11 protein-coding genes are annotated in these 15809 nt (G+C 67.2%); 7 read left to right on the forward strand and 4 right to left on the reverse strand.

The window, feature by feature from the left end; genetic code table 11:
* The first annotated feature begins 108 nt into the window (after positions 1-108).
* The 3 genes from dqs_RS11970 (at position 109) to dqs_RS11980 (ending at position 4866) form a co-directional block, all read left to right on the forward strand.
* Positions 109-1365 (forward strand): putative Na+/H+ antiporter, encoded by a 1257-nt coding sequence (locus dqs_RS11970; RefSeq protein WP_011766031.1) that lies wholly within the window; start codon positions 109-111, stop codon positions 1363-1365.
* A 299-nt stretch (positions 1366-1664) separates the two neighbouring features.
* Complete coding sequence (locus dqs_RS11975) at positions 1665-3485, forward strand: GspE/PulE family protein (RefSeq protein WP_157108182.1); 1821 nt, start codon at positions 1665-1667, stop codon at positions 3483-3485.
* A gap of 160 nt (positions 3486-3645) precedes the next feature.
* On the forward strand, positions 3646-4866 hold the full coding sequence (locus tag dqs_RS11980) for a Fic family protein (RefSeq protein ID WP_011766033.1): 1221 nt from the start codon (positions 3646-3648) through the stop codon (positions 4864-4866).
* On the opposite strand, the gene dqs_RS11985 is transcribed toward dqs_RS11980, so the two are convergent.
* A complete protein-coding gene (locus dqs_RS11985) occupies positions 4863-6293 on the reverse strand; it encodes a DHA2 family efflux MFS transporter permease subunit (protein WP_065340603.1) in 1431 nt (476 codons plus the stop codon). The genes dqs_RS11980 and dqs_RS11985 overlap by 4 nt on opposite strands.
* A 393-nt stretch (positions 6294-6686) precedes the next feature.
* Here dqs_RS11985 and dqs_RS11990 point away from each other — a divergent pair, with 393 nt between their 5' ends.
* Both dqs_RS11990 and dqs_RS11995 read left to right on the forward strand, forming a co-directional pair.
* Positions 6687-7319, forward strand: coding sequence for a TetR/AcrR family transcriptional regulator (locus tag dqs_RS11990; RefSeq protein WP_065340604.1), 633 nt, complete (start codon positions 6687-6689; stop codon positions 7317-7319).
* Positions 7316-8428, forward strand: a complete 1113-nt coding sequence (locus dqs_RS11995; RefSeq protein ID WP_065340605.1) for a methyltransferase — start codon at positions 7316-7318, stop codon at positions 8426-8428. The genes dqs_RS11990 and dqs_RS11995 overlap by 4 nt, the downstream gene beginning before the upstream one ends.
* A gap of 127 nt (positions 8429-8555) precedes the next feature.
* On the opposite strand, the gene dqs_RS12000 is transcribed toward dqs_RS11995, so the two are convergent.
* Complete coding sequence (locus dqs_RS12000; RefSeq protein ID WP_065340606.1) at positions 8556-10217, reverse strand: glycoside hydrolase family 13 protein; 1662 nt, start codon at positions 10215-10217, stop codon at positions 8556-8558.
* A gap of 100 nt (positions 10218-10317) precedes the next feature.
* Here dqs_RS12000 and dqs_RS12005 point away from each other — a divergent pair, with 100 nt between their 5' ends.
* A complete protein-coding gene (locus tag dqs_RS12005) occupies positions 10318-11424 on the forward strand; it encodes a glycoside hydrolase family 5 protein (RefSeq protein WP_065340607.1) in 1107 nt (368 codons plus the stop codon).
* On the opposite strand, the gene dqs_RS12010 is transcribed toward dqs_RS12005, so the two are convergent.
* Complete coding sequence (locus tag dqs_RS12010; protein ID WP_065340608.1) at positions 11410-13188, reverse strand: ABC transporter ATP-binding protein/permease; 1779 nt, start codon at positions 13186-13188, stop codon at positions 11410-11412. The genes dqs_RS12005 and dqs_RS12010 overlap by 15 nt on opposite strands.
* 2 nt (positions 13189-13190) lie before the next feature.
* Positions 13191-14144 (reverse strand): glucokinase, encoded by a 954-nt coding sequence (gene glk / locus dqs_RS12015; RefSeq protein ID WP_065340609.1) that lies wholly within the window; start codon positions 14142-14144, stop codon positions 13191-13193.
* 156 nt (positions 14145-14300) lie between these two features.
* Between glk and dqs_RS12020 the strand changes: the two genes are divergently transcribed.
* A complete protein-coding gene (locus dqs_RS12020; RefSeq protein WP_065340610.1) occupies positions 14301-15803 on the forward strand; it encodes an ArnT family glycosyltransferase in 1503 nt (500 codons plus the stop codon).
* The last annotated feature ends 6 nt before the right edge of the window (positions 15804-15809 follow it).

Here is a 15809-nt window from a genome sequence, read left to right on the forward strand (position 1 = left end):
CGGCCGCACGCTGCCGGCCGGTGCGTCCCGCGATCCGCCAGCGCCGCTGGACTGCCACTTCCCCGGGCTCTGGCCCGCCCCCTCTTTCAACAACAACGACCAACCCGTATGAACCCGACAACCATACAGCTTGTGGGCGCCATCCTTTTCGCGCTCGCCATCATCCATACCTTCTCGACCAAGATCTTCGAACACCTGGCGCACACCCGTCCCAGCCATGCCGGTCTGTGGCATCTGCTGGGCGAGGTCGAAGCGGTGTTCGGCCTGTGGGCCATCGTGCTGGTCGTGTTCATGGGCATCGTGCTCGGCACCGAGACCGCGGTGGAGTATCTGGACAGCCGCAATTACACCGAGCCGATGTTCGTGTTCGCGATCATGGTGGTGGCGGCCAGCCGCCCGGTGATGCAGTTCGCCTCCGCCATCGTGCGCATCGTTGCGCGCCTGATACCGGCCAATGAACCCCTGGCGGTCTACTTCACCATCATGGCGGTGGTGCCGCTGCTCGGCTCCTTCATCACCGAGCCGGCGGCGATGACGCTGGCCGCCCTGATGCTGCGCGACCGCTACTACAGCCGCGGGCTGCCGCCGCGTCTGATGTACGCCACGCTGGGCGTGCTGTTCGTCAACATCTCCATCGGCGGCACGCTGACCAACTTCGCCGCCCCGCCGGTGCTGATGGTGGCGACCACCTGGGCGTGGGACAGCGCGTTCATGATGACCCACTTCGGCTGGAAGGCCAGCGTGGCGGTGCTGATCAACGCCATCGTCGTCAGCGCCGCGTTTCGCCGCGAACTCAGCGCCCTCACGTCGCTCGCCCAGAGTACGGAACGGCCGGTGCCGTACACCATGGTCGCGGTGCATCTGGTGCTGCTGTCGCTGATCGTGCTGTTCGCCCACCACCCGCCGGTGTTCCTCGGCGTGTTCCTGCTGTTCATGGGGCTGGCGACCGCGTATCCGCAGTTCCAGGAACGGCTGATCCTGCGCGAAGGGCTGATGGTGGCGTTCTTCCTTGCCGGCCTGGTCGTGCTGGGCGGGCAACAGGCGTGGTGGCTGCAGCCGCTGCTGGCGGGCATGGACGCCAACGCGGTGTATTTCGGCGCCACCGCGCTCACCGCGATCACCGACAACGCCGCGCTCACCTATCTCGCCTCGCTGGTGGAAGGGCTGAGCGACGAGTTCAAGTATGCGGTGGTGGCCGGCGCGGTAACCGGCGGTGGCCTCACCGTGATCGCCAACGCCCCCAACCCGGCCGGCATGTCCATCCTGCGCAAGAACTTCGACGAAGAAGCCGTGAACCCGCTCGGCCTGCTGGTATCGGCGCTGCCGCCCACGCTGGTGGCCATCGCCGCCTTCCGCCTGCTGTAACGCGCGCAAGCCCGGTTCGCCCCGTCGCCAAAGCGACGGCGGGCGAACCTCCCTGCTGTCGCCGCGGTCCATCCTTGAACGGCTTTTTGGCCGCGATGCCGCGGCGACTTTGCAAGCAGGGACACGGGCTGTATCGACAAGCCCATACGCCCCGCCCTCCGTCCGCGCGCACCCCTGCCCGCGGCGGCTGGCGGGGCGGTCTTTCCTGATCCGCTCGTCATCGCGGCAATGTATCGGCGCCGGCACTTGAGCCGCGGCCGCCCCTTGCTATAGCCTGCCGGGATATCCGCGCGACCGCCATGACAGCCCTTAACTCCCCCACCGCCAGTGCGCCCCCGGCGCACGCCCGCAACACGAGCGCTTTCGAACACCGCCTGACCGCCGACGAAGTCCTGGAAGGACTGCTCGCCGAAGGCCAGATCAGCCGCAAGGACCACGACGACACCCAGGCCATCCTGCGCCTGCGCACGCGTGAGATGCATCCCTTGCAGCAGATCGGCGAACGCCGCCTCACCCGGGCGCTGCCGCCGCACGACGTGCTGACCACCGAGGCGCTGACCGAATGGCTGGGCGGCCGCAGCGGCGTGCCCTACTTCCACATCGACCCGCTCAAGATCGACGTCACCACCGTGTGCGGCCTGGTGTCGCACGCCTATGCCACCCGCTTCGGCATCCTGCCGGTGGCCGTGCAGGGCGACGAGGTCACCATTGCCACCGCGGAACCGTACGAAACCGAGTGGGTGACGGTGCTGGAGCAGTTGCTGCGCATCCGCATCCGCCGCGTGCTTTCCAACCCGACCGACGTCGTCCGCTACCTCGCCGAGTTCTACAGCCTGGCGCGCTCGCTGAAGCAGGCCACCGACAAGCACCAGGACCTGCCCACCGGCATCGGCAACTTCGAGCAGCTGGTGCAGCTCGGCAGCAAGAAGTCGCTCGACGCCAACGACCAGGCGATCGTGCACATCGTCGATTGGCTGCTGCAGTACGCCTTCGAACAGCGCGCGTCCGACATCCACATGGAGCCGCGCCGCGACATCTGCAACGTGCGCTTCCGCATCGACGGCGTGATGCACCAGGTGTATCAGGCACCGCCGCAGGTGATGGCCGCCATCACCAATCGCGTGAAGCTGATGGGCCGCATGGACGTGGTGGAAAAACGCCGCCCGCAGGACGGCCGCATCCGCACGCGCTCGCCCAAGGGCGAGGAAATCGAGTTGCGCCTGTCCACCATGCCCACCGCCTTCGGCGAAAAGCTGGTGCTGCGCATCTTCGACCCCAGCCTTCAGCTCAAGTCCTTCGCCGACCTCGGCTTCGGCCGCGAGGAAGAATCGCGCTGGCGGCGGCTCTACCAGCAACCGCACGGCATCATCCTCGTCACCGGCCCCACCGGCTCCGGCAAGACCACCACGCTGTACTCCACGCTGAAGGAGATCGCCACGCCCGAGATGAACGTGTGCACGGTGGAGGACCCGATCGAGATGATCTATCCCTACCTCAACCAGATGCAGGTGCAGCACGGCATCGGGCTGGACTTTGCCGCCGGCGTGCGCACCCTGCTGCGGCAGGACCCGGACGTAATCATGGTGGGCGAAATCCGCGACCTCGAAACCGCCGAAATGGCGGTGCAGGCCGCGCTGACCGGCCACCTGGTGCTCTCCACGCTGCACACCAACGGCGCCCCGGCCGCCATCACCCGCCTGATGGACCTCGGCGTGCCGCCCTACCTCATCCGCTCCAGCCTGCTCGGCGTGCTCGCCCAGCGTCTTGCGCGCACGCTGTGCCCGCACTGCAAGGAACCCGCGCCCCCGCCCGAGGACGAGTGGAACGAACTCGTCAGCCCGTGGAAGGCCCCGGTGCCGCAACAGGCCAAGGGCCCCAAGGGCTGCCTCGAATGCCGCATGACCGGTTACCTCGGCCGCATCAGCATCCACGAGATGCTGGTGATGACGCCCACGCTGCGCCGCATGGTGCAGCCCGGCATGGACATCGCCCCCTTCCGCGAACAAGCCGTGCGCGAAGGCATGCAGCCGCTGCGCCTGGCCGGCGCCCGCCACATCGCCGCGGGCATCACCACGGCGGAGGAAATCGCCCGCTGCACGCCGCCGGCGAATGAGGCGTGAGGCCAGGAATACTCCCCACACGCGCCGGCGAGAGAACCGGCAAAAATACTCCACACCAACAGGCAAAGCGGGCCTGCAATGGCGTACAAGTCATTATTAATAAAGGTTGTATCATGGAGCACAACCCGGAACCCTAACCGGAATCAAAACCGGCAAAACCGTGACCGTACCGACCTCTCCCATTACGCACTACACCCAACCACACCAGTTCGAACCGCTGCTGCCGCAGAGCGGCCTCGGATCCTTGCGCGAGCGCTCCCGCAGCGTCATCGAGTGCTCCTTGCGCCTTGGCGCTGCAGCACATTCCGACACCCTCGCCAGCCTGCGGGAACTGGTCCGGGAGATGAACTCCTACTATTCCAACCGGATCGAGGGACAAAGCACTCATCCGGCCAACATCAGCCGGGCACTACGTCACAACTTTTCCGACAAGCCCGACATCGCCCGCCTGCAGCGGCTGGCGGTGGCCCACATCGAGGCCGAACGCACGCTGGAAGCAAGCCTTGAGCGACGGGCCGGTTCCACGTTGGATACACCGCCCCCGCTCTCCAGCGCCTTCATCCAGCAGGCTCACGCCGCGCTGTATGGACGGCTGCTGCCGGATGACCGTGTTGCAGGCAGCGGCCTTCCGATCGAGCCCGGCGCCTGGCGCGCCGTACAGGTGGCGGTGGGGCGTCACGAACCGCCTCCACCCACTGCGCTGCCCGCCTTTCTTGCTCGCTTCGACCAGGTCTACGGCCGCCGCCACCTGCTCGACGACCAGTTGTTGGTCACCGCAGCAGCCCACCAGCGCATGGCCTGGATTCATCCTTTTCCGGACGGCAACGGCCGTGCCTGTCGCTTGCAGACCCATTGCGCCTTGTGGCCGCTGAGCCAGGGCCTGTGGTCCGTCAGCCGCGGGTTGGCGCGCCGGCGCGACGAGTACTACGCCAGACTGGACGCTGCCGACGCGCCCCGCCAAGGCGATCTGGATGGCCGCGGCAACCTCAGCGAAAAGGCGCTGCACGAGTGGTGCGAGTGGTTCATTGGCGTCTGCGAAGACCAGGTCGACTTCATGACCCGCATGTTCCATCTCGACGGCATGAAGACGCGCATCCAGGCGCTGATCGCCTTCCGTTCAGCGCACGACAAGCTCATCCGCGCGGAGGCCGCGCTCCCGCTCTACCACCTCTTTCTCGCCGGCCCCACGCCGCGCGGGGAATTCTTGCAGATGACGGGACTGGGCGAACGCACTGCGCGCAGCCTGCTTTCCCGCCTGATCGAGACCGGGCTGGTGACCAGCACCGGCCATGTCGCGCCAGTGCGCTTCGCTTTTCCGCTCGACGCGCTGCAGTTCTTGCTGCCCGAGCTTTATCCGGAAGCCGCCACGCGCCAGGACTAACGCGTTCCGGACGGGCCGCGCGGCTTCATCCGCACTGCCACCAGCGTGGCGACGATGAAGGTCGCCGCCAGCAGTTCGAAGGATTCCGAATAGGCCTCGAACAACCCTGGCGGCACTTGGCCATGCACCGTCTCGCGCCAGGCGACGAACACCGCCACCACCGCGATACCGAGCACGCCGCCAAGCTGGCGCGTGTAGCTGCCCACCATGGACGACTGGCCCAGCAGTTCCGCGCGCGTGTGGCGCAGCATCGCCAGCGTCAGCGCCGGGATGATCAAGCCGAGGCCGATTCGGCCCATCACCGTGAAGCCGATCAGCTCCGCATGGCTCAAGCCGCCGCCCCGCCACGCCAGCAGCAAAAAGGACGCACAGAACAACAACAGGCCGGCAATCGTGATCAGACGCGGCGAATAACGGTCGGACAACAGGCCCGCCAGCGGAATCGTCACCGCCAGCGCCACCCCGGAAGGCAATAGCGCGAGGCCCGCGTCCGTCGCCGGATAGCCCAGCGCGCTCTGCAGAAACACCGGAATCACATAGGTGGAGGCGTACAGCCCGAAACCGTAGGCAAAGCACACCAGTGTGCCCATCGCAAAGCTGCGCTCGGCAAACAGACCGAGATGAACAATGGGCGCCGCCGCCCGCCGCGCATGCCGCACGAACAAGCCGCCGGCCACGGCCACCAGCGCAAACTGCGCCAGCGTCCACGGCGCCAGCAGTCCGCTGTGGCGCAGGCTGGCCACGCACTCGATCAGCACCAGCGTGGCCACGCCCAGCAGCCCCACTCCGTACCAGTCGAACGGCCGCCGCACCGGCTCTGCCGCGCGTGGCAGCAGCGCCCACCCCAGCCCGCCTGCCACCACACAGAACGGCACGCTGAGCAAAAAGATCGCCTGCCAGCCAAAGCGGTCCAGCAATACCCCGCCCAAAGTCGGCGCCACCGCCGGCGCCAGCACGATGCCGAACCCCAGCAGCCCCGACGCCCGCCCCTGGCTGTGTGCCGGAAACAAGCGCATCACCACCATGCTGGACAACGGCTGCAACAAGCCCGCCGCCACGCCCTGCAGCACCCGCGCCACCACCACCCATACAAAGCCGGTGGCCAAGGCCCCCGCAATGCTGGTCAGCGCCAGCATCGCAATCGCCCCAAGAAACAGCCGCCGGAACCCGAGCCGGTCCAGCAGCCACGGCGTCGGCAACATCGCCACCGTCAGCGCCGCCATGAACCCCGTGATCGCCCACTGCACCCGCTCCTGCCCAATCCCGAACGCCTGCCCCAACGCGGGTACGGCCACGCTGAAACTGGTGGTAGCCAGCACCGCCGCCATCGTGCCGAGGCCGACGACGATCAGCGCGTACCACTTGTAGCGCTCGCCATGGCGGGCGAGGAGTTCGTCGCGGGATAAAGGCGGCGGGAGGAAAGGCATGGAGGGGGTGACGGGGATGCCGGGGTGGAATGGTACTGCGTGGCGTGGCGTGGCGTGGGGTGGGGAGCGGGTTAGGACCACGCCTTCATTGAGAGGATGAGGTACGTCGTTACCCTGGCACCTCCGAGGCGTAGCGGCGAAGCTTTAGCGGACGACACCGACTGCAGCTTGTCGGCCAGAACAGCCGTTGGGGCACATCCCGCTTTACGCCAGCAATGTGAGATTGCCCGGCGTGAATTGCTTGAGGCACGCCCCAAAGGCTTGCCCCTTGTATCCGCCGGCTCGGGATGACGGCCTCGATCAATCATCTGGCTGAATTTGATTGACGAAAGCGTCACGATCGGGCCAGGGCGGCTGCTAACCTCACTGTCATCCAAGCCATCAGAACCGATCATGGACACTTGCAATCCTGCAGAACCGCTCCGTAGCCGCCTGATCAAGGCAGCACTCGACTGCTTCCTTGCCGATGACTATCACAACGTCACGACCCGGCGCATTGCCGAGTGTGCCGATGCCAATGTATCGATGATCCGCTACTACTTCGGCAGCAAGGAAGGGCTCTACGAGGAAATGATCCGTGAGACTTTGAGCCCGCTGCTGGATGTTCTCGATGGACCGCTCTTGTCCTCGACGGCTGGTTTCGCGGAATTCCTTGGTCTGTACTACCGAACGATGTCGGCCCGTCCCGAATTTCCCAAACTGATCCTCAAGGTGCTGGCACTCCGACACGGGCCGGGTCGCCGCTTCATTCATCAGCTGCTGGAACGCGGACGCACCCGCGGGGCGCGCAAGGTCGCCGACTTGAAGGCCCAGGGACAGGTCGCACCAGCGATCGACCCCGACATCCTGCGCCTGGCTTTCGTCAGCCTGGCCATGACCCCGATGCTGCTCAAGGACATCTTCGAGGAACAGATGGAGCGACCCATGGACGATGCCTTCCTGGAGAGCCTCGCCAGGTTCAACGGTCATTTGTTTGCCGCCGGCCTAGCGCCGACCATTTCCCGCCGACAGGGGGAAGCGGCATGACACTCCAAATGAACGCCGGTGCGGTGCGCCGATTCGCAAAGGCCATGAAATTTGGCGCGTGGCTTCAAGGCATCCCCAACAAAGTGACACCGGCCCCTTTCCGGCTCGTCCAAATTGGCTCGGCCTACTGGCAATCTCGGGCGCTCTTCGTCGCGGCGCGGCTGGACGTGGCCACTGTTCTAGGAACGGAGAGCCTGCAGGCATCCGAACTTGCCGGCCGGCTTGGCGCCAACGGCAGCGCCCTCGGGCGCCTGATGCGATTCCTCGCCGCTATGGGAGTCTTCGAGGAAATGGCCCCGATGACTTTCCGCAACAACGCGCTTTCCCGCTGTCTGGCCAGTGACGACCCGCAAAGCGTGCGTGCCATGATCCTGATGCACAACTCGGAGGCCATGAGCCGCCCCTGGTTCGAGCAACTGGAAGCCGGCATCCGCAGCGGAACGCCGCCTTTCAGTCTCAGCCATGGAGAGCACCTGTTCGACTACCTGGACCACAACGGCGACTTCGATCAGCTCTTCTCTGCAGCCATGGACAGCGTGGAGGCCCTGGCCGGCGACGGTTATGCCACCGACCTGGACTGGAGTCGGTTCGAACGCATCATCGATGTCGGCGGCTCCCGGGGCACCAAGGCCTTGGGCATCCTGAAATGCCACCCCGGGCTGTCCGCCCTGATCGTAGACCGGCCCCAGGTTGTAGCGGCGTCTCAACGGTATTGGGCAAACCATCCAGCCGAGGGGGTCGAACGCCTGCGCTTCCAACCCGGCAACCTGCTCGAAACGATTCCGGCGGCGACAGGGCCGAAGGATGTCTATCTGCTCTCGGCCGTACTGCATGGCTTTGACGACGATACCTGCGTTCGGGCATTGCAGAAACTCCGCGAGGCCATCGGCGATAGCGGTGCGCGCGCGGCAATTCTGGAAATGGTCCTGCCGGAAAGCAGTGCCGATGTTGCCGCTGCCTCCTTCGACATGCAGATGTTTGTCGGCTGTCGCGGACGGGAGCGCACGTTGGCCGAATGGAAGTCAGTTATTCGGGCCGGCGGCCTGATTCTCGAAGAGGTCGTTCGCCTTCGGTCGCTGGGCAGCATTCTCGTTTTGCGTTCGGACTGACGAAAACGGCCATTGACCCGCCGAATAGGCCGGAGACCCAAAGTCGGCTTCGGCCGACACCCCGTCCTCACCCGATCGCAAAAATCCCCCAACTCGCCGCATCAACCCGCGACATCTCCTTCTCCCCCTACCCCACCTCCACCACCCGCGCCTCAAACGCCCTCAACACCCCCCACTCCCCTTCATCCCGCGGCGTCGGATAATTCCCCAGCCGCAGCTTCACCCGCTGCCACGGAAACGCCCGGTGTGAAAACGTCGCCGGTTCCGCGGTCAAATTGCACACCACCAGAAAACGCCCCTCTTCCGACTCGCGCAGATACGCATAAACCTGCGGATGCCGTTTGGCGACGAGGCGGTAGCGGCCGTGTGCCAGTACCGGCTCCGTGGTGCGCAGCGCGATCAGCGCGCGGTAGAAGTTGAGCACCGAGCGCGGCTCCTCCCGTTCGGTGGCGACGTTGATCGCCGGGTACTCCGGGTTCACCGCCAGCCAGGGGATGCCGGTGGTGAAGCCGGCGTTGGAGCTGTTGTTCCAGGGCATGGGAGTGCGGGAGTTGTCGCGGGCCGTCAGTGACATTTCCGCGAGGATGTCGGCGTCGTCCATGCCGGCGGCGCGCATGCGTTCGATGCGGTTGTAGGCGAAGCGGTCGCGGAAGTCGTCCAGGCTGGTGAACACGGTGTTGGCCATGCCGAGTTCCTGGCCCTGGTAGATGAAGGGCGTGCCGCGCATCAGGAAGTACATGGCGGCGAGCGCGGTGGCGCTTTCGTAGCGATAGCGGGCGGTATCGCCCCAGCGCGACAGCACGCGCGGCAGGTCGTGGTTTTCCAGGTAGAGGGCGTTCCAGCCGCTTTCCGCCAGCGCGAGTTGCCAGCGGGTCAGGATGGTCTTCAACGCGCGCACGTCGAGCGCGACGCGGGGCTGGTTGGACCACAGGTGCCAGTGCTCGAACTGCAGGATCATGTCGAGCCGGCCGCGGTCTTCGCCCACCCATTCCACCGCCTGCGCGGCCGAAACGCCGTTGGCCTCGCCCACGGTCATCACGTCGTAGCGGGCAAAGGATGCCCGCGCCAGTTCGTCGACGAAATCGAGCACGCCGGGCACGCACATGTGGCAGCCGTAGGCGGGGGCAAACTCCAGCCCCTGAGGATTGGGCGCGTCGGGAAAGCCGGGCGCTTTTTTCATGTGGGTGACGGCGTCGATGCGAAAGCCGTCCACGCCCTTGTCCAGCCACCAGCGCACCATGGCGGCCATGGCCGTGCGCACCTCGGGGTTCTCCCAGTTCAGGTCCGGCTGGCGGCGGGTGAAGAGGTGGAGGTAATACTGGCCGGTGGCTTCGTCCCAGGCCCAGGCCGAGCCCTTGAAGATGCTCTCCCAGTTGTTGGGCGGGCCGCCGTTGCGGCCGTCGCGCCAGACGTACCAGTTGCGCCTGGGGTTGTCGCGCGAGCTGCGCGACTCGATGAACCACGGATGCTCGTCGCTGGTGTGGTTCAGCACCAGGTCCAGCACCAGCCGCATGCCGCGCCGGTGCAGTTCTTCCAGCAGGCGGTCGAAGTCGGCCATGGTGCCGAATTCGGGGTGGATGTCCTGGTAGTCGCTGATGTCGTAGCCGTTGTCGTCGTTGGGCGAGCGGAACATCGGGCACAGCCAGATCACCGTCACCCCCAGCCACTGCAGGTAGTCCAGCCGCTGCAGCAGGCCCGGCAGATCGCCGATGCCGTCGCCGTTGGAATCCATGAAGCTGCGGGGATACACCTGGTACACCACCGCGTTGCGCCACCATCCGGTTTTCATGGCGAGTATCCTGTCATCAGACGTTGTGAGACTAATTGGACCGCCGCAACGTCGCTGTTGCACAGTGCCTGGGCGGTGCAAAACGAACAGGAGGCGAATAATGAAAAGCAAGAGCTTGAAGCTGCGCGGCGTCAACCTGGGAAGCTGGCTGCTGCTGGAAAAGTGGATGGTCCCCAGCCTGTTCGAAGGCCTGGCGGCGACCGACGAAACCACCTGGTGCGCCGAACTCGGCAGCGCCGCGCCGGAAAAGCTGCGCCACCACTGGAACACCTTCGTCACCCGCGATGATTTCGCCTGGCTGGCCGAACGCGGCATCAACGCGGTGCGCATCCCGGTGGGGCACTGGATCTTCGGCCCCGGCTACCCCTACCACCCCAAGTACGGCAGCGAACGCCAGCCCTTCGTCACTGGCGGCATCGACGTGCTGGACCGCGCGATGGAATGGGCCCGCGAGTTCGGCCTGCACGTGGTGCTGGACCTTCACGCCGCGCCCGGCTGCCAGAACGGTTTCGACAACGGCGGCATCCTCGGTGTGTGCGAATGGCACACCCAGCCGGATTACCTGGCGCACACGCTGGACGTGCTCGAACGCCTCGCCCAGCGCTATTGCAACCATCCCGCGCTGCACGCCATCGAGGCGCTCAACGAGCCGCGCTGGGACGTGCCCACCGATTACCTCAAGGCCTTCTACCTGCAGGCCTACGCGCGCATCCGCAAGCATTGCCCGGCAGACCGCGTGGCGGTGGTGTTCCACGACGGTTTCCGCTCCTTCCGCGAATACCTTGGCTTCATGCAGGCGCCGGAATACGAAAACGTGATTTTCGACCTGCACCGCTACCAGTGCTTCGACCGCGCCGAGATCGACATGGACATCTACGGCCACATCCGCAAGGCGGCCGGAGAATGGAAGCAGGAAGCGGACGACATCATCACCGAGCTGAACCTGCCGGCGATCTGCGGCGAATGGAGCCTGGGGCTGGACCTGCGGGTGGTGTCGCTGTGGGCAGAGGGCCCGTTCAACCACGCGCTGGAATACATGGACGATTTCCAACAGAACGTGGCCACGCGCGGCTACGCGGCGGCGCAGTTGGCCACCTTCGAGAAATACCTCGGCTGGTTCTTCTGGAGCTACAAAACCGAGACCACGCCGGCCTGGTGCTTCCGCGACAGCGTGGAGCGCGGCTGGCTGCCGTCAAGCTTCCGGTAGCGCGGCGGCTTCGCGGGCCCGCGCGGCGGGCTCGCGCTGGCGCGTCAGCACCAGCTTGCGGTCGTAGAAGTGGAACAGGCCGTTGTGCAGGCTGATGTTGAGCAGCGTGGTGCTGGGCAGCTCGTGGTGCAGCATCTCCATGGTGCACACCTCGTCCTTCAGGTCGAAGGCGTCGGTGGCTTCCTCGATGAACACCCAGCCCGGCTGCTGCAGGAAGAGGCGCGCAATGCCCAGCCGCTGCTGCGCACGCAGCGAGAGGCTGCGGCTCCAGTCCTCGCTTTCGTCCAGCCGCGGCGCCAGCCAGGAGATGCCGGCGCATTCCAGCGCGCGATGCAGCGCGGCGTCGCTGTAGCGGGTGGCGCGCTGCGGGTAGCTCAGCACCGCGCGCAGCGTGCCTTCGGGCAGGAAGGGGCGCTGCGGCAGGAACATCATGTCGCGCCCTTCGGGCAGGCTGATCTCGCCCCTGCCCCATGGCCACAGGCCCGCCACCGCCTTGAACAGACTGATCGTCAGCGCCGGGTCGCCGGTGATCAGGATGCGTTCGCCGCGCCGCACATGCAGCTCGAAATCCTCCAGCAGCACCTGCCCGCTGGGCGACTCGAGGCGCAGTCCGCTGATGCGCAGCTCCGGGTGGTGGGAATGGATGACGCGGATGCGCTCGCCGCTGGCGTCGTTCTCCCAGCCGCGCCGCTCCAGCGCATCCAGGTCTTCATACAGCGCCACGATGCGGTCGATGGATGCCCGGCAGCGCGCGAGGTCGCCGAGGTTGTCCACCGGCCACGACAGCGCCGAGGTCAGGCGCTGGAAGGCCTGAGCGGCCTGCATCAGCAAGCCCAGCGACATCGCCCCGCCGATGTACTGCGGCGCCGCGATCAGGATGGGGAACACCGGCAGCAGCGTGCCGTAGCCGGTGGAAAACGACACGATGCCGAGATAGGCGAGCGTCTGCAGGTTCCAGCCGCGGCCCACGTCGGCAAACTGCTGGTCGGCCGCGCGGCGCTCGAAACGCTCGCCCCGCATCATCGCCACCGGCTCGGAATGCTCGCGCGCCCGCGCCAGGCCGAAGCGGAAATTGGCCTCCACCGCCTGCAGCACGTTGGTGCTGCGGATCAGCGGGCGGCCCAGCATCAGCCCCAGCACGGTGCCGACGCCGGCATAGACGAAGGCCATCGCCACCATGAAGCCGGGCACCGCGAACGAGGTGCCCGGCACCGGCGCGGTGCCGGACACTTCGAGCAGGATGTCGACGAAGCTGCCCAGGATCAGCAGCGAGAACAGCAGGGAATGGGCCAGCGTGATCGCCATGTCGGTGGCGATGCGCACGTCCTCGGCAATGCGCCCGTCCGGGTTGTCGTGGTCGGCGCTGGAGTAGTTCAGGCGATACAGATGTGCATGCGCCATCCAGCGGTCGAGCAGCTGGCTGGTCATCCACTTGCGCCAGTCCAGCTGCACCCAGCGCTTGATGTGCAGATGCGCCGCGGTCACCGCCATCGTCAGCACGAAGATCAGCACGAAGGTGAGGGTCTGGCGCGCGAGGTCGGACAGCGAGCGCTCCTCCAGCGCGTCGAACAGCTCGCGGTTCCAGTAGCTGATCCAGATCGCCAACCCCACCTGGGCCATGGTCAGCAGCACCAGCCAGGCGGTTGCCGCCCGTATCCGCCACTTGCGCTCGCTGCGCCAGTACGGCGCCACCAGCAGGCGGAACTGGCGCAGCAACTGCGATACGCGGCCGCGCGAGACAGGCGGAGTGGCGGCCGCGCCCATCGTCAGTCCAGCCCGCGCGCCAGGCGCGCCGCCAGTTGGGCCGCGCCCTTCAGCCCGAGCAGTTCGTCGGTGACGACATGAAGCGGAATCCGCTCCATCAGCGCACGCATCGGCGGCTTGTCGCAAAAGGCTTCGCGCAGGCCGCCGTCGCGCAACAGCGGCAGCAGCTTGGGTGTGATGCCGCCGCTGAGATAGACGCCGCCGAGCGCGAGGCTGGTGAGCGCCAGATTGCCCGCCGCGGCGCCGAGCAGGCGGCCGAACAGCGCCACCGCATCGCGTGCGGCGGGCTCGCCGGCCAGCGCCGCTTCGCCGATCGCGCGCGCGCTCGCCGGTGCGTCGTCCGCCAGCCCGGCCGCGCGCCGGTACAGGCGCTCCAGCCCGCGTCCGCACAGCAGGGTTTCCAGGCTGATGCGGCCATGACGCGGCAACAGGTCCTGCACCAGCGCCATTTCTTCGGCATTGCGCGGGGCGAAATCGGCATGGCCGCCTTCGCTCGGCAGCGCGCGCGGGTGGGCGTCCGGTCCGGCAAGCAGCGCAACGCCCAGGCCGGTGCCGGCCCCCATCAAGGCGCGCAAGCCATCCGCCACCGGGGCGCCGGCCTGCAGCGTGCAGATTCCATCCGCATCGAGCGCGGGCAGGCCGTGGGCCTGGGCGGCGAAGTCGTTGACGATGCGCACCTGGCGCAGCCCGAAACGGGTCGCAAGGGCTGCCGCATCGACGATCCACGGCAGGTTGGTGAGCGCGACGCGCTGGCTGGCCACCGGCCCGGCGACCGCGAGGCAGGCTGCCGCCACGGCCTCGCCGCCCGCCAGAAAGCCGTCCAGCAGCGCCTCCACCGAGGCGAAATCCGGGCTGGGAAAGGTGTGGCGGCGCAGCGTGCGCCACGCCTCGCCCTCCAGTTCCGCGAGCAGCAGGCGCGACTGCGAGCCGCCGATATCTGCCGCAAGTATCCGCATGCCCCGCCTTCGTTGTCCTTGGTAATAGGAGCGAAGGTTAGCGCAATCCGCCCGCGCCGCCGCGTGCGTTTTGCCGCCGGCGCTGCCCGCCGCCGTGGCGCAGCCGTAACACGACCTTCACGAAGGGCTCACGAAGCGCTCCCTAGAATCGCCCGCATGCTGCCTGCGACATCCTCGCTCCCCGCCCCTGCCGCCGCCGAGCGCGCCTTGTCGCGCTTCTTTTTCGGCTGCGTGGTGCTCGCCACTGCATACCGGCTGGCGGTGCTCGCGCGCCTCGGGCTGAACCCGTATGTGGACGAGGCCTACTACTGGGGCTGGGCGCAGGCGCTGGACTGGGGCTACTACTCCAAGCCGCCGCTGATCGCCGCGCTGCTGGCGCTGTCCGAACGCCTGTTCGGCGACAACCTGTACGCGCTCAAGGCGCCGTCGCTGATGCTGTACCCGGCCACCGCGCTGGTCATCCACCGCCTCGGCTGCGTGCTGTTCGACGCCCGCACCGGCTGCTGGGCGGGGCTCGCCTTCCTCACGCTGCCGGCCACGTCCGCGCTGGGGCTTTTTGCCAGCACCGATGCGCCGCTGCTGCTGTGCTGGGCGCTCGCGCTGCTGCTGTTGTGGCAGGCGCAGCGCGACGAGCGCATCGCGCCCTGGCTGGGATTGGGTGTGGTCACCGGGCTGGGCCTGATGTCGAAGTACACGATGCTCGCGTTCGCGGGCTCGGCCCTGCTGGCGCTGCTGGCCGAGCCCGCGGGGCGGCGCCGGCTGGCCTCGCCGGGGCCCTGGCTGGCGCTGGCGGTGGCACTGGCGATCTTCGCCCCCAACCTGTGGTGGAACGCGCACCACGGCTTTCCCACCTTCCAGCACACCGCCGAGATCACGCGGCTGAACGCGCGCGGCTGGGAGCCGGACGAACTCGGCGAATTTCTGCTCGCGCAGTGGGCCGCGTTCGGGCCGCTGCTCGCGCTGGGCCTGCTGTTGCCGTTGCGCGCGCCCCGCGCGCTGTGGGCCGACGCGCGGCTGCGTTTCCTGCTCGTCTTCGTGTGGCCGCTGCTGCTGGTGGTCAGCCTGCAGGCGCTGACCGGGCGTGCAAACGGCAACTGGGCGGCGCCGGTCTTCGTGGCGGGCTGCCTGTTCGTCGCGGCCACGCTGCAGCCGCAGCGAGCGCGCCTGCTGATGGCGGCGGTCGCGCTCAATATCGTGCTGGGGCTGGGGCTGTATCACTGGCAGGACCTGCTCGCCGCGGCCGGCAAGCCGCTGACCGGCCGCAGCGACCCCTACAAGCGCGCCCGCGGCTGGGACGCGCTGGTGGCCGCGGTACGTCCGCACTACGAGGCCGCGCGCACCCGCGACCCCGACGTGATCCTGATGGGCGACGACCGCGAACTGCTCGCCCAGCTCATCTACGGCCTGCGCCCGCTGCGTTACGCGCGCTGGCAGGCGGACGCCCACATCGTCGATCACTACGGCCTCACCGCGCCGCTGCGCGCGGACGACCGCGGCAGCGTGCTGTTTGCCTCCATCCGCCGCGACCCGGCCGCGCTGGCCGAGGTCACCCGGCGTTTCGAACAGGCGCAGCCCCTGGGCGAAGTGGATGTCGCGCTGTATCCGGATTTTCACAGAAGGGCGTCACTATGGCTGCTGAAGGGCTTCAAGGCTTACTGAACCAGG

The organism is Azoarcus olearius (assembly GCF_001682385.1).
Lineage (GTDB): Bacteria > Pseudomonadota > Gammaproteobacteria > Burkholderiales > Rhodocyclaceae > Azoarcus > Azoarcus olearius.

Coding starts and splice junctions, on each gene's coding strand:
- dqs_RS11970 (WP_011766031.1), top strand. CDS start 109: ATGAACCCGACAACCATACAGCTTGTGGGCGCCATCCTTTTCGCGCTC.
- dqs_RS11975 (WP_157108182.1), top strand. CDS start 1,665: ATGACAGCCCTTAACTCCCCCACCGCCAGTGCGCCCCCGGCGCACGCC.
- dqs_RS11985 (WP_065340603.1), bottom strand. CDS start 6,293: ATGCCTTTCCTCCCGCCGCCTTTATCCCGCGACGAACTCCTCGCCCGC.
- dqs_RS11990 (WP_065340604.1), top strand. CDS start 6,687: ATGGACACTTGCAATCCTGCAGAACCGCTCCGTAGCCGCCTGATCAAG.
- dqs_RS11995 (WP_065340605.1), top strand. CDS start 7,316: ATGACACTCCAAATGAACGCCGGTGCGGTGCGCCGATTCGCAAAGGCC.
- dqs_RS12000 (WP_065340606.1), bottom strand. CDS start 10,217: ATGAAAACCGGATGGTGGCGCAACGCGGTGGTGTACCAGGTGTATCCC.
- dqs_RS12005 (WP_065340607.1), top strand. CDS start 10,318: ATGAAAAGCAAGAGCTTGAAGCTGCGCGGCGTCAACCTGGGAAGCTGG.
- dqs_RS12010 (WP_065340608.1), bottom strand. CDS start 13,188: ATGGGCGCGGCCGCCACTCCGCCTGTCTCGCGCGGCCGCGTATCGCAG.
- glk (WP_065340609.1), bottom strand. CDS start 14,144: ATGCGGATACTTGCGGCAGATATCGGCGGCTCGCAGTCGCGCCTGCTG.
- dqs_RS12020 (WP_065340610.1), top strand. CDS start 14,301: ATGCTGCCTGCGACATCCTCGCTCCCCGCCCCTGCCGCCGCCGAGCGC.